The 24,967-nt window shown below is 45.1% G+C and carries 28 protein-coding genes; 17 read left to right on the top strand and 11 right to left on the bottom strand.

The window, feature by feature from the left end:
• Positions 1-130 precede the first annotated feature (130 nt).
• The 4 genes from A361_RS24455 to A361_RS24440 all read left to right on the top strand — a co-directional run bounded on the left by A361_RS24455 (position 131) and on the right by A361_RS24440 (position 2,326).
• Positions 131-445 (top strand): DUF4870 domain-containing protein, encoded by a 315-nt coding sequence (locus A361_RS24455; RefSeq protein WP_009331862.1) that lies wholly within the window; start codon positions 131-133, stop codon positions 443-445.
• A 23-nt stretch (positions 446-468) separates the two neighbouring features.
• Positions 469-1,578 carry a DUF4097 family beta strand repeat-containing protein gene (locus tag A361_RS24450; RefSeq protein ID WP_009331861.1) on the top strand — a complete coding sequence of 370 codons (1,110 nt, stop codon included), beginning with the start codon at positions 469-471 and terminating at the stop codon, positions 1,576-1,578.
• Positions 1,579-1,768: 190 nt separating this feature from the next.
• Positions 1,769-1,963: a PspC domain-containing protein gene (locus A361_RS24445; protein ID WP_009331860.1), complete on the top strand. Its 195-nt coding sequence runs from the start codon at positions 1,769-1,771 to the stop codon at positions 1,961-1,963.
• Positions 1,964-1,966: 3 nt separating this feature from the next.
• On the top strand, positions 1,967-2,326 hold the full coding sequence (locus A361_RS24440) for a phage holin family protein (protein ID WP_009331859.1): 360 nt from the start codon (positions 1,967-1,969) through the stop codon (positions 2,324-2,326).
• A gap of 39 nt (positions 2,327-2,365) precedes the next feature.
• Here A361_RS24440 and A361_RS24435 read toward each other — a convergent pair whose 3' ends face one another.
• From A361_RS24435 to A361_RS24405, 7 genes are all read right to left on the bottom strand, one after another.
• A complete protein-coding gene (locus A361_RS24435; protein WP_019383325.1) occupies positions 2,366-3,031 on the bottom strand; it encodes an N-acetylmuramoyl-L-alanine amidase in 666 nt (221 codons plus the stop codon).
• A 107-nt stretch (positions 3,032-3,138) separates the two neighbouring features.
• Entirely contained in the window at positions 3,139-3,870 is a 732-nt protein-coding gene (locus A361_RS24430) for a GntR family transcriptional regulator (RefSeq protein WP_019383324.1), read from the bottom strand.
• A 32-nt stretch (positions 3,871-3,902) separates the two neighbouring features.
• Positions 3,903-4,637, bottom strand: coding sequence for a glucosamine-6-phosphate deaminase (gene nagB / locus A361_RS24425; protein ID WP_019383323.1), 735 nt, complete (start codon positions 4,635-4,637; stop codon positions 3,903-3,905).
• On the bottom strand, positions 4,634-5,824 hold the full coding sequence (nagA, locus tag A361_RS24420; RefSeq protein ID WP_019383322.1) for an N-acetylglucosamine-6-phosphate deacetylase: 1,191 nt from the start codon (positions 5,822-5,824) through the stop codon (positions 4,634-4,636). Before nagA ends, nagB begins: the two co-directional genes overlap by 4 nt.
• 188 nt (positions 5,825-6,012) lie before the next feature.
• On the bottom strand, positions 6,013-6,918 hold the full coding sequence (gene murQ, locus A361_RS24415) for an N-acetylmuramic acid 6-phosphate etherase (protein WP_019383321.1): 906 nt from the start codon (positions 6,916-6,918) through the stop codon (positions 6,013-6,015).
• A 2-nt stretch (positions 6,919-6,920) separates the two neighbouring features.
• The gene (locus tag A361_RS24410; protein ID WP_019383320.1) at positions 6,921-7,988 is read right to left on the bottom strand and encodes a DUF871 domain-containing protein; all 1,068 of its coding nucleotides are present in this window, start codon (positions 7,986-7,988) and stop codon (positions 6,921-6,923) included.
• Between the two features lie 462 nt (positions 7,989-8,450).
• Positions 8,451-9,830: a PTS transporter subunit EIIC gene (locus tag A361_RS24405; RefSeq protein ID WP_019383319.1), complete on the bottom strand. Its 1,380-nt coding sequence runs from the start codon at positions 9,828-9,830 to the stop codon at positions 8,451-8,453.
• 358 nt (positions 9,831-10,188) lie between these two features.
• Here A361_RS24405 and hprK point away from each other — a divergent pair, with 358 nt between their 5' ends.
• The 13 genes from hprK to hisIE all read left to right on the top strand — a co-directional run bounded on the left by hprK (position 10,189) and on the right by hisIE (position 21,293).
• On the top strand, positions 10,189-11,124 hold the full coding sequence (gene hprK / locus A361_RS24400) for an HPr(Ser) kinase/phosphatase (RefSeq protein ID WP_009331851.1): 936 nt from the start codon (positions 10,189-10,191) through the stop codon (positions 11,122-11,124).
• 292 nt (positions 11,125-11,416) lie between these two features.
• Complete coding sequence (gene lgt, locus A361_RS24395) at positions 11,417-12,241, top strand: prolipoprotein diacylglyceryl transferase (RefSeq protein WP_009331850.1); 825 nt, start codon at positions 11,417-11,419, stop codon at positions 12,239-12,241.
• Positions 12,242-12,260: 19 nt separating this feature from the next.
• A complete protein-coding gene (locus tag A361_RS24390) occupies positions 12,261-13,208 on the top strand; it encodes a nucleoside recognition domain-containing protein (RefSeq protein ID WP_009331849.1) in 948 nt (315 codons plus the stop codon).
• Positions 13,198-13,845 (top strand): pyrophosphatase PpaX, encoded by a 648-nt coding sequence (gene ppaX / locus A361_RS24385; RefSeq protein WP_019383318.1) that lies wholly within the window; start codon positions 13,198-13,200, stop codon positions 13,843-13,845. Before A361_RS24390 ends, ppaX begins: the two co-directional genes overlap by 11 nt.
• Positions 13,842-14,393 carry an acyltransferase gene (locus A361_RS24380; protein WP_019383317.1) on the top strand — a complete coding sequence of 184 codons (552 nt, stop codon included), beginning with the start codon at positions 13,842-13,844 and terminating at the stop codon, positions 14,391-14,393. Before ppaX ends, A361_RS24380 begins: the two co-directional genes overlap by 4 nt.
• A 271-nt stretch (positions 14,394-14,664) precedes the next feature.
• On the top strand, positions 14,665-15,849 hold the full coding sequence (locus A361_RS24375; protein ID WP_019383316.1) for an ATP phosphoribosyltransferase regulatory subunit: 1,185 nt from the start codon (positions 14,665-14,667) through the stop codon (positions 15,847-15,849).
• Positions 15,846-16,490, top strand: a complete 645-nt coding sequence (gene hisG / locus A361_RS24370; RefSeq protein WP_019383315.1) for an ATP phosphoribosyltransferase — start codon at positions 15,846-15,848, stop codon at positions 16,488-16,490. The genes A361_RS24375 and hisG overlap by 4 nt, the downstream gene beginning before the upstream one ends.
• Positions 16,491-16,652: 162 nt before the next feature.
• Positions 16,653-17,924 (top strand): histidinol dehydrogenase, encoded by a 1,272-nt coding sequence (gene hisD, locus A361_RS24365; protein ID WP_019383314.1) that lies wholly within the window; start codon positions 16,653-16,655, stop codon positions 17,922-17,924.
• Positions 17,925-17,939: 15 nt separating this feature from the next.
• Complete coding sequence (gene hisB, locus A361_RS24360) at positions 17,940-18,527, top strand: imidazoleglycerol-phosphate dehydratase HisB (RefSeq protein ID WP_009331843.1); 588 nt, start codon at positions 17,940-17,942, stop codon at positions 18,525-18,527.
• Positions 18,528-19,166, top strand: a complete 639-nt coding sequence (hisH, locus tag A361_RS24355; protein ID WP_009331842.1) for an imidazole glycerol phosphate synthase subunit HisH — start codon at positions 18,528-18,530, stop codon at positions 19,164-19,166.
• The gene (hisA, locus tag A361_RS24350; protein ID WP_009331841.1) at positions 19,163-19,900 is read left to right on the top strand and encodes a 1-(5-phosphoribosyl)-5-[(5-phosphoribosylamino)methylideneamino]imidazole-4-carboxamide isomerase; all 738 of its coding nucleotides are present in this window, start codon (positions 19,163-19,165) and stop codon (positions 19,898-19,900) included. The genes hisH and hisA overlap by 4 nt, the downstream gene beginning before the upstream one ends.
• Positions 19,894-20,652 (top strand): imidazole glycerol phosphate synthase subunit HisF, encoded by a 759-nt coding sequence (hisF, locus tag A361_RS24345; protein ID WP_009331840.1) that lies wholly within the window; start codon positions 19,894-19,896, stop codon positions 20,650-20,652. Before hisA ends, hisF begins: the two co-directional genes overlap by 7 nt.
• On the top strand, positions 20,649-21,293 hold the full coding sequence (hisIE, locus tag A361_RS24340) for a bifunctional phosphoribosyl-AMP cyclohydrolase/phosphoribosyl-ATP diphosphatase HisIE (RefSeq protein WP_019383313.1): 645 nt from the start codon (positions 20,649-20,651) through the stop codon (positions 21,291-21,293). Before hisF ends, hisIE begins: the two co-directional genes overlap by 4 nt.
• Before the next feature lie 45 nt (positions 21,294-21,338).
• On the opposite strand, the gene A361_RS24335 is transcribed toward hisIE, so the two are convergent.
• The 4 genes from A361_RS24335 to A361_RS24320 all read right to left on the bottom strand — a co-directional run bounded on the left by A361_RS24335 (position 21,339) and on the right by A361_RS24320 (position 24,865).
• A complete protein-coding gene (locus tag A361_RS24335) occupies positions 21,339-22,577 on the bottom strand; it encodes an NAD(P)/FAD-dependent oxidoreductase (RefSeq protein WP_019383312.1) in 1,239 nt (412 codons plus the stop codon).
• Positions 22,574-22,906, bottom strand: a complete 333-nt coding sequence (locus A361_RS24330) for a (2Fe-2S)-binding protein (protein ID WP_019383311.1) — start codon at positions 22,904-22,906, stop codon at positions 22,574-22,576. Before A361_RS24330 ends, A361_RS24335 begins: the two co-directional genes overlap by 4 nt.
• The gene (locus A361_RS24325; protein ID WP_019383310.1) at positions 22,899-23,174 is read right to left on the bottom strand and encodes a (2Fe-2S)-binding protein; all 276 of its coding nucleotides are present in this window, start codon (positions 23,172-23,174) and stop codon (positions 22,899-22,901) included. Before A361_RS24325 ends, A361_RS24330 begins: the two co-directional genes overlap by 8 nt.
• Positions 23,175-23,251: 77 nt before the next feature.
• A complete protein-coding gene (locus A361_RS24320) occupies positions 23,252-24,865 on the bottom strand; it encodes a sigma-54 interaction domain-containing protein (protein WP_019383309.1) in 1,614 nt (537 codons plus the stop codon).
• Positions 24,866-24,967 lie beyond the last annotated feature (102 nt).

Raw genomic sequence — 24,967 nt, 5'->3', positions numbered from 1 at the left:
CCATTGATTGTTAGTTGAACCAATCGGGCCTTTACGGGCAGTTTGCCCCCACTTATCCTCCATTGGTTTCTCTGAGTCTTGAAGTGGGGGTCTTACTGCCCGTTAGACTGCGATAAAGGAGCTGAAAACAATGGAAACAAGAAAGGTTCTGTCTGCCTTAAGCTATTTTAGCATTATGTTCGCAGGATTTATTTTTCCGCTCATTGTATTTTTTGCATCAGAAGACACGGAAGTGAAGCGGCATGCCAAGAGTGCATTCTTATCACATTTGATTCCGCTGGTTCCTGTTCCGTTTATTGTTTTTGCTGGGGTGACCCAGTTCACAGTAAATGATCAGGAAATCCCGGTCCTATTTCTTGCAGCTGTGGGCATCACGATCATTCTGCTATTAATTGTACTTATCTGGAATATCATTAAAGGGGTAAAAGTCCTGATACAAGAATAGAAATAATAGAGGAGGGCCAAAGAATGAAAGAGGAACGCAAACGTATTTTGAAAATGGTCGAGGATGGAAAGCTTACGGTTGACGAAGCTTTAACTCTGCTGGAGCAGCTTGAAAAAACAAACCAGACGATGGAACAGAAGCAGGAGGATTTAATTAAGGAGCTATCTGCTGAGGTTAAGTTTGAAGAAGCTAAAAAGGGTGAGCCATACAGCTCAAAGCAACAAAGTGCCAAGGAAAAAATCATTGATTTTGTAGATTCAGCATTTAAGAAAGTGAAGGATCTCGATCTTGATTTTAATTTTGGGAAAAGTGTTGAGATCTCTCATATATTTCAGCATGCAGACGCATACTTAAAAGATCTGGACATTGATGTTGCCAATGGGACAGTTAAGGTGATTCCATGGGAGCAAAGTGATGTCCGCGTTGAATGCAAAGCTAAGGTCTATCGTGTGGATAATCAGGATGAAGCACGCAGAAATTTCCTGAAGGATGTTATTTTTGCCATTGAGGGGCAAAGGCTGAGATTTTCCAGTCAGCAAAAGTGGATGAAGCTTGAAGCAGTCATCTATATTCCAAGATCTGAATATGAAAATGTGAAAATCCGCATGTTTAATGGCCCGATTGAAAGTCAAAACTTAACAGTGGAAAACTTTAAAGCGAAAACGGCCAATGGAAAGATTACGGTTAGTGATTTAAACAGTAAAAATGTTGAGGCTGAAACCGCCAACGGGCAGATTACCATTCAAAAAAGCCGAATTGATCATGTAGAAGCCGAAACGTTGAATGGTGCAATTCTGGCTGAAGGAGACTTCAAAAAAGCCGAACTCCAATCTTTTAATGGAAATGTAACATGCAGGGCAGAAAATGAACGCTGCGAATGGATCGAAGCGAAGGCAGCGACGGGCAGCATCGACTTGTTTGTTCCGGATTTCGCTGCTGTCAGCGGAGAACTTCGCACCAATCTGGGCAGTTTCCACCCTGATATTGAGGGTATTGAAGTTATAGAAGAAAAGAGCGAAGTGATTCAGAAAATGCTGCGCTTCAAGTCTGTAAAAGAAAGCGGCAGCGGACTCAAGCTGAGGGCTGACTCAAAAACAGGTACGATCACGATCAAGCGGTCAACTGCCTGGTAAAGCGTAAGGAATTTGGCTGTTGATAGATAGTATAAAATTTTGAACATTACTGTCTAGCTCCACAAGGAACGCTCGACAGCTTTATCATCGCACGACTAAAAGCGCCAGCTTTTTAGGAGGAGCGCCTGCCCCCTCGAGGGGTCTGGGATGGGCAAGGGGCTTTCGCTTTTCTTGATAGGAGGGATTCTTTGTGAATAAATTGGTTCGCTCCCGCAGCAACCGGAAATTAGCGGGGGTATTGGGCGGCTTATCAAAATCGATCGGTATAGATCCTACCGTACTCAGGGTGATTTTCATTGTTTTATTATTTACAACAGGCGTTTTTCCAATGACACTCATTTATGCTCTGCTTGTGTTCTTGCTTCCTAATGAAGAGGTGCTGTAGAAAATGAGATGGATTCTGGGAATTTTGATTAATGCGGTCCTATTTGTAGCGATCGCCGGTTTTTTTAAGGATTCGTTTTACTTATCGGGATTTGGGGCTGCCATCGGTGCCAGCTTCATGCTTTCCATCCTGAACATTCTCGTGAAACCAATCCTGATTATATTAACTCTGCCAGTCACTGTTTTAACGCTCGGTCTGTTTTTGTTCGTCATCAATGCTGTTACATTAATGATTACAGATGGCTTTATGGGGGATTCTTTTGAAATTGACGGGTTTGGCACAGCGATTCTTGTGTCTGTGATTATGTCAATTGTTAATCTGATCATTCAAAAAGCGATCCTCGAACCGGCAAGGGAAAAGTAAATGCGTTAAAAAGCCAGCATCCGTGATGCTGGCTTTTTTCTATTCAATGATGGTGGCATTAAAGCCGTCCCTCTTCAGACTCCCGGCAAGTTTCTCGGCAAGCTGCTTTTCTGAAAATGCAACTTGAACTTTATATTGTTTGATTTTATCATTCTTTCTCAAGCCGTATTGTTCGGCGATTGCTTTTACTATGGCTTGTGCACAGCGTTTTCGATAGAGAGGGGTCCGGAGAAGGGAAGCTTCTTCTTTATTGGTCATAAACCCGCATTCCACAAGTACAGCAGTCATTTTTGTCTCACGAAGAACCTGGAAATCAGCTGTTTTGACTCCCCGGTCCCGCAAGCCTGTAGAACTGATTAAGTTTCGCTGTATCTTTTGGGCTAATGCCAGCGCTTCCCGAGGTTTTGAAGGGTAGACATATGTCTCAATTCCGCCTGCACTGTTCCATCCGCCTGTTCCGTAAGCATTGGCATGGATGGACACATAGCAGTCCGCGTTTTGTTTATTTGCCAGCTCGGTCCTTTCGGCAAGCGGCACGTCCCGTACATCCGAGTGTGCAAAGGAAACCACTGTGGTTTGATAGCTTTCCAGCAACTCCTTTGCTAGTTCGGCAACAGCCCGATTGAATTCATATTCTCTCATTCCGTTAGGGCTCCGTTTGCCGGAGGTGCTGTATCCATGCCCGGCATCCAGTATGATTTTCATCTAATCGCTCCTTTCAATAAAAAATATTCTCATGTATATAATATGGACAAACCTTCCAAAAGGACATGGTAAAATGAAAATAGGAGAAAACCCTGATGGGCTTTCTCCTATTTTGCGGCGCGCTGCATCGTATGAACAAATTTATAGCGGTCTGCGCGGTATGCTGATTTGACAAGCTCAAAAGGCGTGCCATCCTCTAAAAAGGAAGTTCGGACAATAAGCAGTACAGGCGATCCGGATTCGACCTGCAAGTGGTTTACTTCCGTTTCCTTAGCGATGGAAGCTTCAATTTGCTGGGTTGCTTCACTGATGGTCAGGGACAATTTTTCTTCAATATGCTGGTAAAGGGACTTGTTGATGATTTCTTCTGTAAGCCCTTTAACGAGATTAGCAGGCAGGCAGGTAGTTTCCAGCGCCATTGGCAGATTATCTGCCATACGCACCCGTTTAATTTCATAAACAGGTGTGTATTCTTTTATATCAAGCTTTCTCGCCAGCTGCGGCTCGGCCGGGATGATTTCAAATGAAATCAGACGGCTGCTCGGCACCATGCCGCGCTCTTTCATATCTTCAGTAAAGCTGGTCAATCCCTGAAGCTTTTGTTCGACCTTCTGCTTGTTGACGAAAGTTCCGCGCCCTTTTTGCCTGTATAGATAGCCATCATTGACAAGGTTGTTTAATGCCTGTCTGACTGTCATGCGGCTAATCTGGTATTGCTCAGAATACTCGCGCTCAGAAGGGATTGCTTCATCAGGCTTTAATATGCCGCTTTCTATTAATTGTTTAATATACTCTTCCAATTGGTGATATATCGGGATGGGTGATTGCTTATCGATCATGGGAATTCTCCTATCACTATTAGTAGTGCTCATCAATCCTTACTGACAAGACTAAGTGCTTCTTCATCGGCTATGATTGTCACATTCTCATGAAGCTTCAAAGCTGATGCGGGGAACTGTTCATCAGGTTCTCCATAAACCAGTTGCCTGATAGCTTCTGCCTTGGCTGAACCTGAAGCGAGCAGGATGATTTCCCGGCTATCAAGAATCGAAGCGATTCCCATAGTAATCGCTTGGGCTGGAACGTCTTCAATAGAATTGAAAAACCTTGCGTTCGCCTTACGTGTACTTTCAGCCAGGTCCACGACATGCGTACGGCTTTGAAAAGACGTGCCGGGTTCATTGAAGCCGATATGTCCATTGCGTCCAATTCCCAGCAGCTGCAGATCGATATCTGCCAGATCCTTGATCAGCTGCTCATACCGTTCGCATTCCTGTGGCATATCTTCTGCTGCTCCTTTTGGAAGGTGAGTGTTTTCCAGCCGGATGTCCAGATGATCAAATAGTTCACTATTCATGAAATGCCTGTAGCTATTAGGGTCGAAAGGAGGCAGGCCGATATATTCATCCAAATTAATCGTCGTGATTTTTTCATAAGAAGTGCCATTTTTTTGATGATCTTTAATCAGTTCAGCATAAACTCCTTTTGGTGTGCTGCCGGTTGCAAGCCCTAATGTCAGATCCGGCTGCTGCCGGATTTTTTCAATCATCAGCTGGGCAGCTTTTTGGCTCATATCGTTATAATCGGCTGTTCGAATGATTTTCAAGGTCTTTTCACCTCGCGTTCAAAGGCTTTGACGCCTCTGCAGAAAGTCATGGCAACCTCAAGGTTCTCATCGAGTACAACCAGGTCGGCATCCTTTCCTTCCGAAATGCTGCCTTTCCGGTCAAACATATTGAGCTGTCTGGCCGGGTTGCTGCTTGCAAGCTGGACAGCTTCAGACAGCTGAATATCAGTAAAATCAATCATATTTTTAATGGAATCTTTCATTTTTAAAATACTTCCAGCCAGTGTGCCGTCAGCAAGCAGTGCCTGGCCATTTTCGACCTTTACATCCTGTCCGCCAAGATCATAATGTCCATTTTTCAGGCATTTTGCTCTCATGGAATCGGTTATCAGGATCATTCCATCCGGGCCCTTGGCGTTTAGTGCAAGCTTGATCATTTCAGGCCGGACATGGATTCCATCAGCAATCATTTCAACTATCAATTCTTTGAATAAAAGCGAAGCGCCGGCTACTCCAGGTTCACGGTGATGCATGCCTCTCATTCCGTTAAAAAGGTGAGTCACCTGCTTAGCTCCCGCCTGAACAGCTTTCTCCATTTCTGTAAAAATGGCATCGCTATGGCCGATTGAGGGGACAACACCGTTTTCACTTAAGTAGCGGATAAATTCATAGCCATTTGCTTTCTCAGGTGCAAGTGTAATCAGCTTGATGGTTCCATTTGCTGCTTCCTGCCAGCGCTTAAAAAGTTCAATATCAGGCTCGAGTATATGATCCTTCGGCTGGGCTCCACCTCTTGCTTCGTTAATAAACGGGCCCTCCAGGTGAATTCCGATTACTTCCGCCTGGCCAGGAGTATTTTGTTCTTTTTGAAAGTGGGCTGCATTGATCAGCGCGCCTTCTATTTTTTCCTTTTCCTGTGTGATAGTCGTGGCCAGGAAGCTGGTGGTCCCTTCTTCAGGCAGCACGCTGGCCATCGTGTTAAGTGCTTCAAATGTTGCATCCATTGTATCCGCACCGCCAGCGCCGTGAATGTGAACATCAATAAACCCCGGACTGATTGTATGCTCAGGGGAAAGTTCTATGATTTCTGTATCCTGGCGGATGGCAGGAAGCTCCTCCAAAGTTCCAGTTTTTAAGATTCGGTCTTTCTCTATTAGAATAAACCCTTGATCAATCATGCTGTTTTCCAGAATAATTCTAGCGTTTTTCAGTAATAGACGGCTCATTTTTTAGTTCATCTCCGTTTGAATGATACTTTTATTATAAAAGGTTTGTGTTTAGATGTCTATACCAGTTAAAAGAATTAACTCTCTCTGGTGTTTTGGTCTATACAACTAAAATAGGATAGAAGGCGGGTGGACGCTTTCTATCCTATTAATTTGAGTTTTAAGGGAAATTCATACAATATATCTGATTATTTAGTATGATATTCCGCAATGGCTTCCCGTAAATAACCATTATGCTTTTTCAGAAGCCTGGCGGCTGCTTCACCTTTTAATCCTGTTAAAATTTGAAGAATCGCAGCCTTTGTATTATGGTTTTGTTCTTTGAGAGCGGTCTGGGCTTCTTCATCAGATGCACCTGTAGCCATTTTGACGATATTTTCAGCACGTTTAAACAGCTTCTCATTTGTCATCTGCACATCCACCATCAGATTGCCGTATACTTTTCCGAGTTTGATCATGGAAGCTGTTGTTAACATGTTCAGGACGAGCTTTTGTGCAGTGCCTGCTTTCATTCTTGTAGAGCCTGTAACAACTTCGGGCCCTGTGATAGGTGCTATCGTATATTTTGCAATTCTCCCCATTTCGGAGTCTTTAGTGCAGGCAACAGCAACAGTAACAGCACCGACTTCATTTCCATATTGAAGAGCGCCGATTGTATACGGCGTACGGCCGCTCGCTGCAATGCCGACAAGCACATCCCTGTCCGATAAATGAATATCTGCGACATCCTGGCGTCCCTGTTCACTGTCATCCTCGGCGCCTTCAACTGCCTCGGTCATGGCTTCTTTGCCGCCGGCGATAATGCCGACAACCATTTCCGGGTCCGTTCCATAAGTGGGCGGACATTCTGAAGCATCGATAATGCCAAGGCGTCCTGAGGTGCCTGCACCAACGTAAATCAAGCGGCCTCCTTTTTTAAAACTATCCGTAATTTCATCCACCACTTTTACAATGTGAGGAATTTCTCTTGCAATGGCATTTGGAACAATCGCATCTTCCTGGTTTATGATTGTAATAATTTCTTCGGTTGTCATTAAATCTACTTCCATTGTTTTAGGGTTTCGCTGCTCGGTATTTAGCTTTGTAATATTCATTGTTAATCCCTCACTATTAATTGAAATTTAGTTCCTGCCTTGATCTGGTCAAGGAGTGGCAGATCCTCATCCATAACTCTTGCGATCACATTCACGCGTTCATCCCGGGGGAGATCTGCTAAAGTAATCTGCATCTCGCCTGCGTAGCGGCCGTATAGGATATTATCAACTGTGACACTCCCTTTTTTACGTTCCAGCTGGTTCATAGGTTCCCATTTATTTGATCCTTGGCCAGCATATGACCTTGATTCCACTGACCTTACAACATCCCGGGCAGGATCCATCCGATTTGTATGAGGTTTATTAAAAAGCTCCTCATAGGTTTGTCCGCCAATTAGCTCGATTCGGAGAGGCACAGTAGCATTGGCGATTTTCGCCAGTTGTGCAAGAGTCCCGTCTTTTACTGAATGATCACCGATCAGCACCTTGTCTGTATAGCAGCTGTTCATCAATTCAGCCGCCGCCGCAGCGGGTGGATAGCCCCGGTGCTTCTCAAGAGTAGGAAGCCCTGCGAAAATGGGTCCGCGATGTTCAGCGTCACCAGGCGCAAACGCCATGGTGGTTATCCCCATTCTTTTAAGGAACCGATTTCGCTCTATAAAAAAGTCTTTATCCAAACCCGTTTCAGGCCGCGGATAAAAATTATGCCAGGCTTCAACATTATGGGCGTTTAATCCCGCTTCCATCCACTCCTGCAGTTCTGCAGCAGAGATAGTGCTCGCATTGATTCCAAGTTTCATTTTTTTAGAGAGTTCTACAATCTGTTCAGAAGTAAAGCCGTAGTCTGCCCGGATTCCGGAGAGACCCCATTCAAGAAGAGTATCGAGCGTTCCCCAGTCCAATCCTAGATGGTCCAATGACTGAGGGGAAACGTCGGCGAGGAGTTCCATTTGATGCTGCTTTGCAAGAGCACCGAGGTTCTGAAGCAGTTGTTTATATGTGCTGTGGTCATCTTCGGGAATATGGAGGGAAGTGAAGATGGATGTGAAGCCGTGAGAAGCCGCCCGCTCAATCCATTTTGCATTTTGAAGCTGGCGCTCCTCTGATAGATAAACTGATATTCCAAGCATCATAGTCACCTCTATAAGTCTGAATTTTTCAAAAATGCGAGTTCATAAGTAAAGAAGGAGGAATGCTCCTCCTTCTCCTAAATTAGAAAATATAAAATCTTGAATATAGATAACTGTCTAGCTCCAGCGCCTACCCCCTCGAGGTCACAAGGGCTCCTATGGACTCGAGTCATAAGCCGTTTCCTTTCAGAAGGAAGAACGCCTACTTACAGAAACCGTCTTATGCCTGTCGTCCCTGGGCTGTCACCTCCACATTTCTGGCAATCCTCCCAAAAAGGCAAAGAGCGCCTTTCCGTGAGGCTCGTCTTGTGCTTGAGGCCCCCAGGATAAGGAAGGCCTCGTCAGCATAAACATCGCACGACCGAAAGCGACAGCTTTTGGGAGGAGGGGGGCATGCAGACTGCCACAGGACGTGGCGTTGGTTAGTCTGCGTTCCTCTGTGGACAAAGCGCTTCCGCTTTTCTATATGTTTTTAGCCATTTCCTCTTTGAATCCGAACATCCATGTGAACAGGAAGCCAAACGCATAGGCAATTAAAAGGCCGATCAGATACAGTACGATTTGATTTGTGTGAACGAGGAAGGCAAGCGGTATGCCGGAAACCCCGATGGCTACTGTAGCAATCTTGAAGAACGCCTGGAAAGCACCGCCCACAGCAGCTCCTAGACATGCTGTTAAGAAAGGACGTCCCAGCGGCAGTGTCACCCCGAAAATAAGCGGCTCACCAATACCGAGCATTCCAACCGGAAGTCCGCCTTTAATCACTTTCTTCAGACGGGCATTTTTTGTTTTGAAGTAGATGGCGAATGCCGCACCTACTTGGCCGGCGCCTCCCATTGCAAGAATCGGCAGGAGCGGATCGTCACCGATTGAGTTAATCAATTCCATATGAACTGGAGTTAAACCTTGATGCAGCCCAGTTACAACAAGCGGAAGGAAGGTTCCGGCAAGTACTAAGCCAGCCAGGATGCCGCCAACATCCAGAACGCCAAGGAGACCTTTTGTGATAATGTCAGAAAGGAATCCGCCAACAGGCTGCAGGACAAAGAATGTCGCAAAGCCTGTAATTAATAATGCCAGTGTCGGTGTTACAATAATATCAATTGCTGATGGAACGACTTTTCGGATTCTTTTTTCCAAAAAGGCTACAAGCGCAGCAGCGAGCATGACTCCAATCAAGCCGCCCCGGCCTGGCACCAATGCTTCACCGAAAAGAGTTATATTGGCAAGGCCGGGATTGATTAATAGAATACCGGCTGCACCGCCCAGAGCAGGAGACCCTCCAAACTCCTTCGCAGTGTTAATACCTACAAACACGCCCAGGTAACCGAATAAACCCCAGCCAATCAAATCAAGCATTTGAACGAGCGTGGATTCCGGGTCTCCGCCTGATTTGATGATTACATTATTGATCCCTGCAATCAAACCGGAAGCAACGATAGCTGGAATCAGCGGGATAAAGATACTTGCAATTTTTCTTAAAAATAACTTGAAAGGAGTAGCGTTTTTCTCATTGAGTCCGGCCTTCGTCCGGGCTGCCAGTCCTTCCAATGAAGTGTCAATCTCTTCATCATCATCAACGGATGAAACATTTTTGCCTGTCATCCTGGAAACTTCGTCAGCTACCTTGGTGACGATCCCGGGTCCGAGGATGATTTGGAGTGTTTCTGCTTCCACCACACCCATAACGCCATCAATATCCTTGATGCCATTCAGGTTGACTTTGCTTTCATCGACCGGCTTCACGCGAAGGCGGGTCATGCAGGAGGCCAGTTCCGCGATGTTGCCGGTGCCGCCCAACTGCTCCGTAATCTCTTTCGCCAAGCGTTCTTCTTTACGCATGAGTTTTTCCCCCTCTTTTTTTAAAAATGAATGAACGTAATAAAAGCTAAAAAATGTAAATGAATTCGCTTACATAATCATATTACCAAGGTTTAGTATAGTTGTCTATACCATCTGAATATTTTTACAAAAAGCATATCATCATATTTATACGCAGAATATCCCTGAAAATTGTCCCTGTCGAGAAGGATTAAGCATATGGGCCTAGTGTTAATTTTGTAAAAATCGTTTTCAGAAATTTGGTTCTGCGTTAAAAAGTGCTAAAATAGAGTGAAACTTCAGAGTGAATTTTTTAGAAATTATAAGTTACATATAAAGAGATCATCCAGAAGTGCCAGCATTAAAGGAGGAACCTATTTTGGTAAAAGTGCGCACAAAAGATATTATAGAAAAATTTGGGCTCGAATTGATTGCCGGAGAGGAAGGCATTAACCGGCCGATTACGACGAGTGATATTTCCCGTCCGGGCCTGGAGATGGCTGGTTATTTTGATTACTATCCGGCTGAACGTATTCAATTGGTCGGGAAAACCGAGCTGTCTTTTGTTGAAAAGTTAAATAATTCCGAGCGGGAGATCCGGCTTGAACGGCTCTGTACAGATATTACACCCGGCATAATCGTCACGAGAGGACTGGATATACCTGACGAACTGATTGAAGCGGCAGAGAGAGAATCGGTTCCGTTGCTCCGCTCCAAACAGAAAACGACTCGTTTTTCCAGTTTGCTGACCAATTTTCTGGAAAGCAAGCTTGCACCAACCACAGCTGTACATGGCGTCCTTGTCGATATTTATGGGGTAGGGGTACTGATAACTGGAAAAAGCGGAGTTGGTAAGAGTGAGACGGCGCTTGAGCTAGTTAAGCGGGGACACCGCCTTGTTGCGGATGACTGCGTGGAGATCAGGCAGGAAGATGAAGATTACCTGGTCGGAAACTCACCGGAATTGATTGAACATCTGCTTGAAATCCGCGGCCTCGGCATTATCAATGTCATGACCCTGTTTGGTGCTGGAGCAGTCCGCAGCTATAAGAAAATCTCTGTGGTCATGAATTTGGAGCTGTGGGATCCGAAAAAGCAGTACGACCGTCTTGGCCTTGATGAAGAAAAGATGAAAATCATCGATACAGAAGTTACAAAGCTGACCATTCCGGTAAGACCCGGACGAAACCTGGCTGTCATCATTGAAGTGGCTGCCATGAATTTCCGATTAAAAAGAATGGGGATGAATGCAGCGGAACAGTTCACGAACCGCCTGTCGGATGTGATTGAGGACGGAGACCATGATGATCGTTAAAGAGGGCAAAACACTTTCAATCAAACGTTCCGATTGAAAGCTGATAAGCCTGACTAGCTTAGGATCTATAGCGCGTGTGGCAAAAACCACCCCAGAGGTGCATGCGCTTTTCTTGCAATAATAGAATTTATATCTTTGAACTTAGATAACTGTCTAGCTCCAGGCGCCATCGGCTCTCAGGTCTAAGCCAATCCGTCACAAAGGTTAAAAAACAGCCTTCATGCCGGCTTGTCTTATGCTTGCCGCCGATGAGCGGGCGCCTTGCGCTTTTCGATGAGAAGGAGAAGTGATCATGGAAAAAAATATTCAGCCGTTAGATCCGATTGCCATATCCCTTGGGCCAATTCAGGTCCACTGGTACGGCCTGATTATCGGTGTTGGCATTGCACTTGCACTCATTATCGCGATGAGAGAAGGGGAGAGAAGGGGACTCCCTAAAGATATTTTTGCCGATTTGATGCTGTGGGCCATTCCCATTGCGATTATTTCTGCAAGAATCTATTACGTTATTTTTCAATGGGATTTTTACTCGCAGAATCCGGGTGAAATCATTAAAATTTGGAATGGCGGAATTGCCATTCATGGAGCTTTGATTGGTTCTGTCATCACAGCTTATGTTTTTGCAAAGAAAAGGAAGATATCGTTCTGGAAGCTGGCTGATATTGCAGCGCCAAGCATCATCTTAGGGCAGGCAATCGGGCGCTGGGGCAACTTCATGAACCAGGAGGCTCATGGCAGGGAAGTCAGCCGGGCATTCCTGGAAAATATGTATTTGCCTGAATTTATCGTTGACCAGATGTATATTAACGGTGCCTATTATCATCCGACGTTTTTATATGAATCAATCTGGAATATCATTGGATTTATCATTCTTATATTATTAAGAAGAGCAAACTTAAGGCGCGGGGAACTTTTCCTCTCGTATGTAATCTGGTATTCGATCGGCCGTTTCTTTGTAGAAGGCCTGCGGACCGACAGCCTGATGCTTACTGAGAATTTAAGGATTGCTCAGACGATATCTATCGTTCTTATTATTGGTGCGCTAGTCCTGATTTTTTATAGAAGAGCAGAGGGTCTTGCCAAAGCTCGTTATTTGGATAAAGCCGAGGGGAAATAACGGACAGGGGAGAGTAGAGATGCTGGTTGAATCTTGCAAACGGGGGCTGATGGCCGGCTTAAAGACAACATGGACACTCGGGAAAGTCATTTTCCCGGTCACGCTGATTGTGGCACTGCTTCAGCATACGCCAGTGCTTCCATGGGTAATCAAGCTGATCACGCCCCTTATGAATCTGATTGGGCTGTCAGGAGATGCAGCTATACCGCTTGTATTGGGGAACTTCTTAAATTTGTATGCGGGGATTGGAGCCATTTTAACGCTCGATCTCTCGGTTAAAGAAGTATTTATTATTGCCGTCATGCTGTCTTTTTCACATAATATGCTGATTGAAACCGGAGTGGCATTGAAGGTCGGCGTTAAGCTTTGGGTCGTTCTGGCAGTACGCATCGGACTGGCGCTTTTAAGCGCGATTGTGATCAACCTTGTTTGGCAGGGAGGATCCGAAACTGCTAAGTACGGATTTATTCCGGCAAAAGAAGAGCTGGTATCCGGTGCATTGCCCATCCTGCTGGATGCACTGCAGACTGCATTGCTCGGTATTCTCCAGCTTGCCATCATCGTCATTCCACTGATGATTATTATTCAAATCTTAAAAGATAAGCAATGGCTTGCTGTTTTTTCAAAATGGATGGCGCCTGTGACCAGGGCACTTGGAATGAAGGAAAATACGTCTACAACTCTTGCAGCCGGCTTGCTGATTGGCCTTGCCTATGGGGCGGGCGTCATGATTCAGGCAGTAGAGGAAGATGGCGTCAGTAAACGAGATGTAACGATCGCATTTATTTTCCTCGTTGCCTGCCACGCAGTCGTTGAAGATACTTTGATTTTTGTGCCGCTTGGCATTCCGGTATTACCGCTTCTGCTGATTCGCCTGGGTGTGGCAATTATCCTGACATTGGCAGTGGCAGCGATCTGGAAGCGTGCTGATCTGGCAAAAAGAAAGGAAGCAACATATGAGCATTAACACACTATTATTTGACTTAGATGGAACATTGATCGACACAAACGAATTGATTATTTCCTCATTTTTGCATACGCTGGGAAAATATTATCCAGACCGCTATCAGCGGGAAGATGTTCTCCCATTCATGGGGCCGACCCTGCATGAAACATTCGAGTCCATCAACCCGGAAAAAGTGGAGGAGATGATCTCGGTTTACAGGGAGTACAATATTAAGAACCACGACGTGCTTGTGAAAGAATTTGCTGGCGTATTTGAAACGGTTCGGACTTTAAAAGAATCGGGATATAAACTGGGCATTGTTACGACAAAAGTTTCCAATGTAGTTGAAAAGGGCTTAAAGCTGACAAATCTTGACCAGTTTTTCGACGTGGTTGTTACGCTCGACCACGTGGATAAGCCAAAGCCCGATCCGGAGCCAATCTTGAAGGCATTAAGCCTGCTGGATGCGAAGCCGGAAGAAGCTATTATGGTCGGCGATAATTCGCACGATATCGATGGAGGAAAAAACGCCGGCACAAAAACGGCTGGTGTTGCCTGGACAGCGAAAGGCCGTGATTTCCTCGCGCGCTTTGAACCGGATTATATGCTGGACAATATGGCTGACCTGCTCGATATTCTTGAGGCAGAAAACCAATGAGAAAAACGGAGCGTTTTCCGGTAGAGGGAGGCAATTCTCTCTGGCATGTGTATAAAACGGTTCCGTTCTTGAAGGTGGTCAAAAACTTTATTGTGATCCAGCTTGCGCGCTACACGCCATTTCTGGGTATGAAAAATTGGCTCTATCGTAATTTCCTGAGAATGAAGGTGGGGGATCAGACATCATTCGCACTCATGGTTATGCTGGACGTCATGTTCCCGGAAAAAATAAGTGTCGGCCGCAACACGGTCATTGGATATAACACTACGATCCTCGCCCATGAATATTTGATTAAGGAATATCGCCTCGGGAGGGTTGAAATTGGCAGCGAAGTCATGATTGGCGCCAATTCAACCATTCTTCCCGGCGTCACGATCGGAGATGGTGCGATTGTTTCAGCTGGAACGCTTGTTCATAAAGATGTCCCGTCTGGCGCTTTTGTTGGCGGCAACCCGATGCGTGTCATCTATACAAAGGAAGAACTTGCCGCACGCTGGGCGGATGATCCGATATATGGCATTAATAAAGACCAAACTCCGTTAGCTTAGGCTGGCGGTTTTTTTTATTATTGTGAGATGTTGGATAGATTCCAAAAGATGCTAGATATATTTAGATGCAAGTCTTTAACTCAAATAACCTTTCCAAAAAAGTACAAACTATATGAAAGCTCGTTTTTAAAAAAAGGGAGTCTTTTTTATTTTTCTGATTCTTTTGGTTGACGGCATAGAATTTGCGCGTTAAACTACATATAACTTCAATTTGCTACCATATTAGCGAACTAAAGGATTCGGAATTTTTAAGTCATAGAGGTGAATACTTTTGAGCCGATTATTTATGTTTGAAAAGCCGTTAGGCATGAGAGATACATTACCAGATTTATATGAAAGAAAGGCAGCAGTCCGGTCATCCATCCAGGAGGAAATGAAACGGTGGGGCTATCAGTTTATCGAAACGCCTGCACTCGAATATTACGAAACAGTTGGAGCGGCATCAGCAATACTTGATCAGCAGCTGTTCAAGCTGCTTGATCAGCAGGGCCATACCCTTGTGCTGCGGCCGGATATGACAGCGCCGATCGCAAGGATGGCAGCATCCCGTCTTTTAAAAGACGAGCTGCCTATCAGGCTTGCATATTCTGCCAATGTATACCGCGCCCAGCAGCGGGAGGGCGGCAGGCCAGCTGAGTTTGAGCAGATCGGTGTTGAATGCATTGGCGACCATACGATCAGTGCGGATGGCGAAGGGATGGCGATGATGATCTCTGCTTTAAAAGAAGCTGGTCTTCAGAACTTCCAGCTTTCCGCCGGCCACATCGGTTTTGTCCGGGACTTCTTCCAGCAGATTTTAGGAACGGAAGAAAGAGTGGAAAACCTGACAAGATTTTTATATGAGAAAAATTATGTGGGGTACAGAGAACATGTTAAGAGCCTGGCTCTTTCATCCATTGATAAACAAAGGCTTCTCGATTTCCTTAAATTAAGAGGCGGGGAAGAAGTCATTGAGATTGCTTATGGCCTTCTGGAAAACGGCACAGGAAAAAAAGCATTAGCCGAGCTCGAACAGCTTTGGGGCATTATGCAGGACTACGGCCAGGAAGGGACAGTTAAATTTGATTTAACGCTCGTCAGCCATATGAGCTACTACACGGGCATTCTTTTTGAGGTATATGCAGAAAATGTTGGTTTCCCGATCGGAAATGGCGGCCGCTATGATCTGCTGCTCCAAAAGTTCGGAAAAGATACGGGAGCAACCGGCTTTGCCATCAGAATGGACCGCCTGCTTGAGGCTCTGGAAGACAGCATTGCGGCTGAACCTGTGTACTGCGTTCTATACAGTCCGGAACGCCGCAAAGAGGCATTCGATTTTGCGAAGAAGGAACGTTCTGCCGGAAAGAAAGTGGTTCTGCAGGATATTAGCGGTGTCAAGGACATCGATGCCTGCACCAGCCAATATGAGGATATTACCTTTTTAGTCGGAAAAGCTGGAAAGGAGAGCATAAAATGAGTGATGTTTTAACGATTGCGATGCCAAAGGGCCGCATTTTTGAAGAAGCGGCTGAATTGCTCCGCCAGGCAGGCTTTCAATTGCCTCCGGAATTTGATGATTCACGTAAATTGATTATAGATGTACCTGAAGAGAATTTTCGCTTTATCCTTGCAAAGCCGATGGATGTGCCAACTTATGTAGAGCATGGTGTGGCAGACCTTGGGATTGCGGGGAAGGATGTAATGCTTGAAGAAGAGCGGGATGTTTACGAGCTTCTTGATTTAAAGATCAGCGCCTGCTATCTCGCGGTCGCAGGACTGCCAAATACCAGGCTGAACGATGTTGCTCCTAAAATAGCAACGAAGTATCCGCAGATTGCGGCAGCGTATTTCCGTGAGCAGGGGGAGCAGGTGGAGATCATTAAATTGAACGGTTCCATAGAGCTTGCGCCTATGATCGGGCTGGCAGACCGGATCGTGGACATCGTATCAACCGGCCGAACGCTAAAAGAGAACGGGCTCGTTGAATACGAAACCATCGTCGGCATCACTTCAAGATTGATTGTCAATCCTGTCAGCTACCGCATGAAGGATGAACGCATAAGCGAGCTGGTTGGAAGTCTTACTGAAGTAATAGCTGGAGAAGAAATTCGTACTTAAAGTGAAACTTCCATCAGTGGTGTTCTTCCACTGATGGTTAGTTGAACCAATCGGGCCTTTATGGGCAGTTTATCCCTACCTGATTTCTAATTAGGTCTTGATTGAAAATATGAGGTAGGGATATTACTGCCCGTTAATCTGCGATAAAGGATGTAGAGGTCTATGAAAATTTTAAAAGTAAATGACCAGATTTCAATTAAACGGTCTGTTGATAACGGAACAGAAGAACAGCGGGCGATTGTAAAAGATATAATTGAATCAGTCCGCCAAAATGGAGATCAGGCATTAAAAGATTACACAGAAAAATTTGATGGCATATCCCTGGATGATTTCAAGGTATCGCAGGCTGAAATAGAGGAAGCTTTTAGTCAAGTGGATGGAAAAATCCTGGAGATCATTAAAGAAGCTGCCGAGAATATCCGGTCTTTTCATGAAAAGCAGCTGCGTCCTTCCTGGATGACAACAGAAGAAAACGGCACAGTGCTTGGCCAAAAGATCACACCGCTTGATTCAGTCGGCCTGTATGTCCCAGGCGGTACGGCTGCCTATCCATCATCAGTACTTATGAATGTGATCCCGGCAAAAGTTGCAGGCGTCAAACGGATCGTCATTACCTCTCCTCCTGATAAAAAGACTGGAAAGCTGCCTCCTGCGGTCCTTGCTGCGGCCAAAATTGCAGGAGCAGAAGAAATCTATAAAGCAGGCGGTGCCCAGGCAATTGCCGCTCTTGCATATGGAACCGAAACGATAGCTCCTGTTGATAAAATTACAGGTCCCGGAAATATCTTTGTCGCTCTTGCAAAGCGTGAAGTTTTCGGGGACGTTGATATTGATATGATCGCAGGCCCCAGTGAGATTGCGATTTTAGCAGATGATACGGCACACGCAGATGAAGTGGCTTCAGATCTTTTATCACAGGCCGAACACGACCCTATGGCAAGTGCAGTCCTTGTGACACCATCATCAGCGCTTGCAGGGCAGGTCTCAAGAGAAGTGGACCGCCAGCTGGCTGAGCTGCCAAGGCAGCAAATTGCCTTTCAATCAATCGAAAACTATGGTGCTGTCTATGTGGCGGAAAACATGGATGAAGCTATTGAAACGGTGAATAGTCTGGCTCCTGAGCATCTGGAGATTTTAACGGAGAATCCGATGGAGCTTCTCGGACGGATTCGTCACGCCGGAGCAATCTTCCTCGGGAGGTTTAGTCCTGAACCGGTCGGTGACTATTTTGCCGGCCCGAACCACGTCCTGCCGACAAACGGAACGGCCCGGTTCTCAAGCCCGCTTAATGTGGAGGATTTTCAAAAGAAATCAAGTATTCTTTTATACAGTGAAAAAGCATTAAAGGATAATGGCGAAAAAATAGCGGCCTTTGCGCGTCTGGAAGGCCTTGAAGCCCATGCCAGATCCATTGAAACAAGACTAAGAAAATAAGCTGGAGGAATAATCATGGCCAGAACTGCTGAAATTTCACGTAAAACCAATGAAACGAATATTACTCTATCCTTAAATATAGACGGCGAAGGCAAAAGCGATCTGGAAACAGGGGTGCCTTTTATGACGCATATGCTGGACCTGTTTGCCAAGCACGGACAATTTGACTTGAACATCGTTGCAAATGGCGATACAGACGTGGATGATCACCACACAACAGAGGACATTGGCATCTGCTTAGGCCAGGTACTGAAGGACGCTTTAGGCGATAAGAAAGGCATTAAGCGCTATGGAAATGCTTTCGTTCCGATGGACGAAGCATTGGCTCAAGTTACAGTTGACCTCAGCAACCGCCCTCACTTGGAGATGCGTGCCGAGTTCCCGAGCCAAAAAGTCGGTACATTTGATACCGAGCTTGTTCACGAGTTTCTTTGGAAACTTGCACTTGAAGCCAGAATGAACCTGCATGTCATCGTCCACTATGGACAGAATACACACCACATTATCGAAGCGATTTTCAAAGCACTCGCTCGTGCGCTTGATGAGGCAACAACGATTGATCCAAGGATTAAGGGAGTTCCATCAACGAAAGGGATGTTGTAAATGATCGGCATCATCGATTACGGAATGGGGAATTTGTTCAGTGTCAGTAAAGCGCTTGAACGGTTGGAGGTTCCTTATTTCCTTTCTGAAAATAAAGACGAGCTCCTTAAAGCAGACGCCTTAATTCTGCCGGGTGTCGGCTCTTTCAAAGATGCCATGACCATCTTAAATTCTACAGGTCTGGCAGATCTGGTAAAGGAGTTTGCTGATACAGGCAAGCCGCTTCTTGGCATTTGCCTTGGCATGCAGCTTTTATTTGAGAGCAGTGAGGAGAATGGCATGACGGAAGGCCTGAAGCTTCTCCCTGGCCATGTGAGGCGTTTTCCCGGTGCAACAGCAGAAGGCGAAACGTATAAAGTTCCGCATATGGGCTGGAACCGTCTTGAATTCTTACAGGGTTCGCCAATTTTAAAAGGACTTAATGAAGATTATGTCTATTTCGTCCACTCCTACTTTGTAGATACAGATGATAGAGAAGTTGTTATCAGCAGAAGTATGTATGATGTAGAAGTGCCGGCAGTTGCCGGAAGGGGCAATGTGTTCGGCATGCAGTTCCACCCTGAAAAAAGCAGTTCGCTCGGCATGGCGCTTTTACGCAATTTTACCGAGCTGGTTGAAGAAAGGATGTCTGTGAAATGAGTTTTACGATCTATCCGGCAATCGATATGAGAGGCGGCAAGTGCGTCCGGCTGCTGCAGGGGGATTACGATAAGGAAACGGTGTATGGCGACTCTCCGTTTGATATGGCCAAAAAGTTTGCTGATGAAGGAGCAGACTGGATTCATATGGTAGATCTAGACGGGGCAAAGGATGGGAAGCGGGTTAATGATCAATATGTCATTCAGGCTTCCCGCGAACTTGGCGCCTCCGTCCAGATCGGCGGGGGAATCCGTACGGAAGAAGACATCCTGCATTATCTGGATAATGGCGTAACACGCGTAATCATTGGAAGCATCGCCGTCTCCAATCCTGAGTTTGCTATTGAAATGATCCGCAAATACGGCAAAGCCATTGCAGTCGGCCTTGATGCGAAAAATGGCTTTGTGGCCACACATGGCTGGCTGGAAACGTCTGAAGTGAGGGCAGTTGACTTAGGAAGGCGATTTGCCGACGCAGGTGCGGAAACTTTTATTTTTACAGATATCGCAACAGACGGAATGCTATCGGGGCCAAATATTGAAGCTGTTCGTCTGCTTGCAGGGGAAACCGGAAAAAGTGTCATTGCATCTGGCGGCGTCAGCCAGCTGGCTGATTTGGCGAAGCTACGGGAGTATTCTTCAGAAGGTGTTGCTGGCGCCATTGTCGGAAAGGCCATTTATGAAGGCCGTTTTACCGTAGCGGAAGCTCTGAAAGAGGTGAAGGAATCATGCTGACGAAACGCATCGTTCCCTGTCTGGATGTAAAAGACGGCCGTGTGGTAAAAGGGGTCCAATTCGTGCAGCTGCGTGATGCCGGAGATCCGGTTGAGCTTGCCCGATTTTATGATGAGCAGGGAGCTGACGAGCTGGTCTTCCTCGATATCTCCGCTTCACATGAAGGTCGGAAAACTATGGTTGAGGTTGTAAAGGCTGTTGCGTCTGAGCTTGCCATTCCATTTACAGTCGGCGGCGGGATTAACGCGCTGGAAGATATGAAACGAATTTTGCGGGCAGGGGCTGATAAGGTTTCTCTCAATACAGCTGCCGTAAACAATCCTGATTTAATTACAGAAGGGGCAAATTTTTTCGGATCACAGTGCATCGTTGTTGCGATTGATGCAAAATACGATGAAGACCTTGGTTCCTGGCGCGTGTACACACATGGCGGACGGACACCGACTGACCTTGAGGTCATCGCTTGGGCCCATGAAGCAGCGGAGCGCGGGGCCGGAGAAATTTTACTCACAAGCATGGACTCTGACGGTGAGAAAAAAGGCTTCGATATTAAGCTGACAAAAGCAGTCAGCGAGGCGGTTTCGATTCCGGTAATTGCTTCAGGCGGTGCCGGAAATGCTGATCACTTTGCTGAAGCATTTATCGATGGAAAAGCGGATGCCGCATTGGCTGCATCGATTTTTCACTATAAAGAAACGTCTGTTGCAGAAGTAAAGTCATATATTGAGGAAAAAGGGGTGGTTGTCCGATGAATATTGAAAGTGTAAAGTTCGATGAAAAGGGACTGATCCCTGCAGTTGTACAGGATGCAAAAACAAAAGAAGTATTAACGTTAGCATATATGAATCGGGAATCCCTTTTAAAATCGGCGGAAACAGGTGAGACCTGGTTTTTCAGCCGTTCCCGCAATGAGCTTTGGCACAAAGGGGCAACAAGCGGCAACACACAGAAAATTGTTGAAATGAAGCTTGACTGTGATCAGGATGCGATTGTGGTTATGGTTGAACCAGCAGGTCCTGCCTGCCACAATGGAACAGTCAGCTGCTTTGAGGAAAGAGTATACGGGGAAGGGTCAGGCGGCTTATCTGAGTACGAAATCCTTTATACACTTGAAAAGGTCATTGAAGAACGGGAAAAGACACGCCCTGAAGGAGCATACACGACATATCTTTTTGAAAAGGGCGTGGATAAAATCCTGAAGAAGGTCGGCGAAGAATCCGCAGAAGTCATCATCGCTGCGAAAAACCGTGATAAGGACGAACTGAAATGGGAAGCAGCCGACCTGATTTATCATTTGATGGTGCTGCTGCGGGAGCAGGAACTGCCTTTTAATGAGGTATTAAAAATACTGAATAAACGGCATGACAAGAAAAGCGAACCGGCCTCCGAATAGGGAGGGCGGTTTTTTTACGAAAATTTGCTATTGGATCATTACATTTTATCCTATTTCCTTTAAAGAATCCTGTTCTTTCCTATAAAGATCCTCCCAAAGTTCATAGATTTTCCTCCGGCCGTTTGCAATTTCAGGGTTGAATTGGATGGCAGCGTTTTGACGGACAGTATGAACATTTTTCAATGCCTGTTCAAGCTTCTTGTTGATGTCGGTGCTGCCTTTTCCAGCGTGTTTAGCAATCGAAATGCCTGCTGTTGTTCCTTGGGCCATGGCAATTTTTCCGCTTTCAATGCCGGTGATATTCCCGGCAACAAATAATCCTTCGAGCGGAGTTTCCATTTTTTCAGAATGAAGCGGAACATGTCCCCCAAGTTCTGGAACGTATTGGAATGGGCATCCGGCAACTGCTGTAAGCTCTGCTAACGGATACAAGCCGCCTGCGATACACACGAAATCTGCTTCGTAAATTTTTTCTGTACCTTTGATTACGTTACCATTCACATCTATTTCTGCAGTGAGTACGCCTTCTACCTGATCCTTTCCAAGAATTTCAAGTGCTGCTTTTCTAAGCTGCAATGGTGTTCCATTCACCTTAACGCCGCTTTTAGGATAAAATTTCATCCCTAATTTGCGGAATCCTCTATTTCTCATAAAGCGACTGCCCAGCCGCAAAATGGGTGACGGGGCAAGATGGGCCGCATTTAGAAGTGACTTCAAGACTTCCTCAGGTTCTCCCGCTTTTTGGCTAAGCGGACTCTTTTCTGGCAGTACAATATGTTCCACATTAATTCCGGCTATTTGGAGCTCGTTTAAAATCGCAAATGCTAAAATGTTAGCACCAATGATGATGCCTTTTTTGCCAACCTCAACACGATGAACATTCGTCATGACCTGTGCAGCCCCGATGGACATAACACCTGGAAGAGTCCAGCCTGGCACAGGAATAGGGAACTCAGCTGCACCAGTTGCTACCAGCACATAAGGAGCTATCAGTGTTCCTATATTAGTAAGAACATTCCAGCAATCCTTATCTTTTTCAAGGTTATATACAGAAACGCCGCAGCGGATATCTACAGAGAGTTTCTGTGCTTCGTTATGCATACGAGTGGATTCTTTTATTCCATTCCACCATTCTCCAGACGGTTCCTGGTGCAATTGACCGATTAATCTTCCGCCTGGCCTGACAAATTCATCAATGACGGTAACTTTTAAGCCGTATTCAGCACAGGTTATGGCACCAGCTAAACCGGCTGGTCCAGCTCCAATTACGATTACATCTATCATAGATTCTCCACCATCCTTTTAACAATATTAGGATGCTGTTTTCCTCTTTCAACAACCATATTCTCCTTCACAACAGTTAAACAGGCTCTTATATTGGCCTGCCCATTAACATTTACACGGCATTCCATACAGTGGCCGATATTGCAATAAAACCCTCTTGGTGTTCCACTTTCCTCATGAACACGCAGTTTTCTCACACCGTTTGCCAGCAGAGCTGCCGCGATTGTTTCAGTTTCAAATGCTTCATATACTTTCCCATCAAAAGTGAATGGAATCTTTTTTCTATCATCTAATTTTCCTAAAACCGGATGATCTATAATTCTAGTCATTCTTTTCACCTGCCGTTCCAAAAGTTACAGGGCGAATTGGAGGCTGATATTTTAAAGGAATTTCACCTTCTCCTGTATTAGGTACGACACTTTCAATAATCCGATCGACCATGATCCTGCAAGTGCGTCCTCCACAAAACCCCATTCCAGCTCTTGTTCTAAGCTTCAGTTCCCTGGATGTACATTGATGTTCTTTTGCTGTTGCGAAAAGCTGCCCATAGGTAACCTCTTCACAACGACAGATCATAAGTGCCTCGTTGTTATTCATTTGGAAATCCCTCCTCTTCAGGTATATGTAAAAATATAATGCAAAAATCGTACCAACTTTGAAGCCAGTATTTCAAATTAGCTTAAGCCAAGACGTTTTAGACGATTGTAAAGGGTCGCCCGGGTGATTCCCAGTTTTTTCGAGCATTCTAATTTGTTGCCGCTGGTTAATGCCAATGCTTTTTCGAGTACCTTCTTTTCGTGCTGGTCCATTTCCTCCTGAAGAGGCACAATGACCGTTTTCATTTCTATGTTGTTTTCCTGAAGGTCCGTATCAGATACAGCTGAATAGCTCATTGCTGAGTGAAATGGCAAATATTCTTTTCGAATGACTCCATCTGTTGCAAAAACAACCAGACGTTCAACGACATTACGCAGCTCCCGAACATTGCCCGGCCAATCATATTGAAGCATCTCTTGCATAACTTCCTGTGAAAAATGATGGATCGGCCGCTGATAGCGCAGTGAAAAATCATTTAAAAAGTAATGAATTAGTTCAACGATATCTTCACAGCGTTCTTTTAAAGGAGGAATTTTTAAACTGACAACATTTAGCCGATAATATAAATCCTCCCGGAATTGGCCTTCTTTTATTAATTCTTTTAAATCCCTATTTGTTGCAGCAATTACCCGGAAATTAGCCTCAATTTCTTTTTCACCGCCAACCTTGTAATATTTTCTTTCTTGAAGCACACGAAGCATCTTGACCTGCATTTCTAAAGGCATTTCACCAATTTCATCCAGAAAAAGAGTGCCCCCTTTAGCAAGCTCAATTTTTCCTTTTTTTCCTCTATGATCCGCACCGGAAAAGGCGCCGCGTTCATAGCCAAATAATTCGCTTTCAAATAATGAGGCTGGAATAGCACCGCAGTTAATTGAAATAAATGGAGCTTCAGGTCCTTCAGTTGCCTCATGAATGGATTTGGCAAAGACCTCCTTGCCGACTCCGCTTTCTCCTAAGATCAATACAGTTGAACGGACAGAGCACACCTTTTTTGCCATTTGCACCGTCTTTTCCATCACAGCGCTTTTCCCTTTAATGTATCTGAAGGGATCTGAAGGTCTGTATTTCGCCATCTCCTGTTCTAAACGATGAACCTCAGTCGACATATTAAATAATTTTTCATTAAGAACAACCTGGCTTGTCACATCAGTTTCCGACACAACTGCCCCGATAATGCGTCCATTAAAGTAAACAGGGTTTGAATTTATTAGGACAAAGAGATCAGATCTTGGCTGGTGATGCTTTCCTTGTATTCTCTTTCCTTTGTATAAGGATTCTAAGATTTGCAGATTCTGATGTTCAAAGAATTCTATTATTGGTTTGCCCACAATCTCATCTTTTTTTACAGAGAAAATTTTTTCAGCTCCTTCGGTCCATGTGCGGACACGTTCATCAGCATCAATCACTGTGACTGAAGCGTCCGATGTTTTGATGACAGCCTCATAGAAAGCCTTTAATTGATTGTAGGAATCATACAAAAAATCAATGATTTGTTCATTTGTGATGCAGCCGAGTACTTGGCCGCCTGAATTTACAACGGCAACGGCTGCATAGCGCTTGCAAGCATCAGCTAATGCAGCAAAGGAATCATCCAAATAAACTTTTGGTAAAGCGCCTTCATTATCAACTTGGTTCAGACAGATAAAATTACTTTCAATTATTTCTTTGACTGACGGTAATTCAAACATGACAGCCTCCTGAATGTAAAATTTTTTATACACTGTTCAATATTTTATACACTATTTTATCAAATTTTTTGACAATTAAGAACAGGTCAAAAAAATCTATAT

Source organism: Cytobacillus oceanisediminis 2691, from assembly GCF_000294775.2.
GTDB classification, from domain to species: domain Bacteria; phylum Bacillota; class Bacilli; order Bacillales; family Cytobacillaceae; genus Cytobacillus; species Cytobacillus pseudoceanisediminis.
This window is presented reverse-complemented; position numbering and strand designations above follow the sequence as displayed.

Coding starts and splice junctions, on each gene's coding strand:
- murQ (WP_019383321.1), bottom strand. CDS start 6,918: ATGAATATTACAAAGCTAAATACCGAGCAGCGAAACCCTAAAACAATG.
- A361_RS24410 (WP_019383320.1), bottom strand. CDS start 7,988: ATGCTTGGAATATCAGTTTATCTATCAGAGGAGCGCCAGCTTCAAAAT.
- A361_RS24430 (WP_019383324.1), bottom strand. CDS start 3,870: ATGATCGATAAGCAATCACCCATCCCGATATATCACCAATTGGAAGAG.
- hisIE (WP_019383313.1), top strand. CDS start 20,649: ATGAATATTGAAAGTGTAAAGTTCGATGAAAAGGGACTGATCCCTGCA.
- A361_RS24405 (WP_019383319.1), bottom strand. CDS start 9,830: ATGCGTAAAGAAGAACGCTTGGCGAAAGAGATTACGGAGCAGTTGGGC.
- A361_RS24320 (WP_019383309.1), bottom strand. CDS start 24,865: ATGTTTGAATTACCGTCAGTCAAAGAAATAATTGAAAGTAATTTTATC.
- A361_RS24325 (WP_019383310.1), bottom strand. CDS start 23,174: ATGAATAACAACGAGGCACTTATGATCTGTCGTTGTGAAGAGGTTACC.
- ppaX (WP_019383318.1), top strand. CDS start 13,198: ATGAGCATTAACACACTATTATTTGACTTAGATGGAACATTGATCGAC.
- hisH (WP_009331842.1), top strand. CDS start 18,528: ATGATCGGCATCATCGATTACGGAATGGGGAATTTGTTCAGTGTCAGT.
- hisF (WP_009331840.1), top strand. CDS start 19,894: ATGCTGACGAAACGCATCGTTCCCTGTCTGGATGTAAAAGACGGCCGT.
- A361_RS24390 (WP_009331849.1), top strand. CDS start 12,261: ATGCTGGTTGAATCTTGCAAACGGGGGCTGATGGCCGGCTTAAAGACA.
- hisG (WP_019383315.1), top strand. CDS start 15,846: ATGAGTGATGTTTTAACGATTGCGATGCCAAAGGGCCGCATTTTTGAA.
- A361_RS24380 (WP_019383317.1), top strand. CDS start 13,842: ATGAGAAAAACGGAGCGTTTTCCGGTAGAGGGAGGCAATTCTCTCTGG.
- A361_RS24435 (WP_019383325.1), bottom strand. CDS start 3,031: ATGAAAATCATACTGGATGCCGGGCATGGATACAGCACCTCCGGCAAA.
- hisD (WP_019383314.1), top strand. CDS start 16,653: ATGAAAATTTTAAAAGTAAATGACCAGATTTCAATTAAACGGTCTGTT.
- A361_RS24455 (WP_009331862.1), top strand. CDS start 131: ATGGAAACAAGAAAGGTTCTGTCTGCCTTAAGCTATTTTAGCATTATG.
- A361_RS24335 (WP_019383312.1), bottom strand. CDS start 22,577: ATGATAGATGTAATCGTAATTGGAGCTGGACCAGCCGGTTTAGCTGGT.
- hisB (WP_009331843.1), top strand. CDS start 17,940: ATGGCCAGAACTGCTGAAATTTCACGTAAAACCAATGAAACGAATATT.
- A361_RS24440 (WP_009331859.1), top strand. CDS start 1,967: ATGAGATGGATTCTGGGAATTTTGATTAATGCGGTCCTATTTGTAGCG.
- A361_RS24450 (WP_009331861.1), top strand. CDS start 469: ATGAAAGAGGAACGCAAACGTATTTTGAAAATGGTCGAGGATGGAAAG.
- nagA (WP_019383322.1), bottom strand. CDS start 5,824: ATGAGCCGTCTATTACTGAAAAACGCTAGAATTATTCTGGAAAACAGC.
- A361_RS24330 (WP_019383311.1), bottom strand. CDS start 22,906: ATGACTAGAATTATAGATCATCCGGTTTTAGGAAAATTAGATGATAGA.
- hisA (WP_009331841.1), top strand. CDS start 19,163: ATGAGTTTTACGATCTATCCGGCAATCGATATGAGAGGCGGCAAGTGC.
- lgt (WP_009331850.1), top strand. CDS start 11,417: ATGGAAAAAAATATTCAGCCGTTAGATCCGATTGCCATATCCCTTGGG.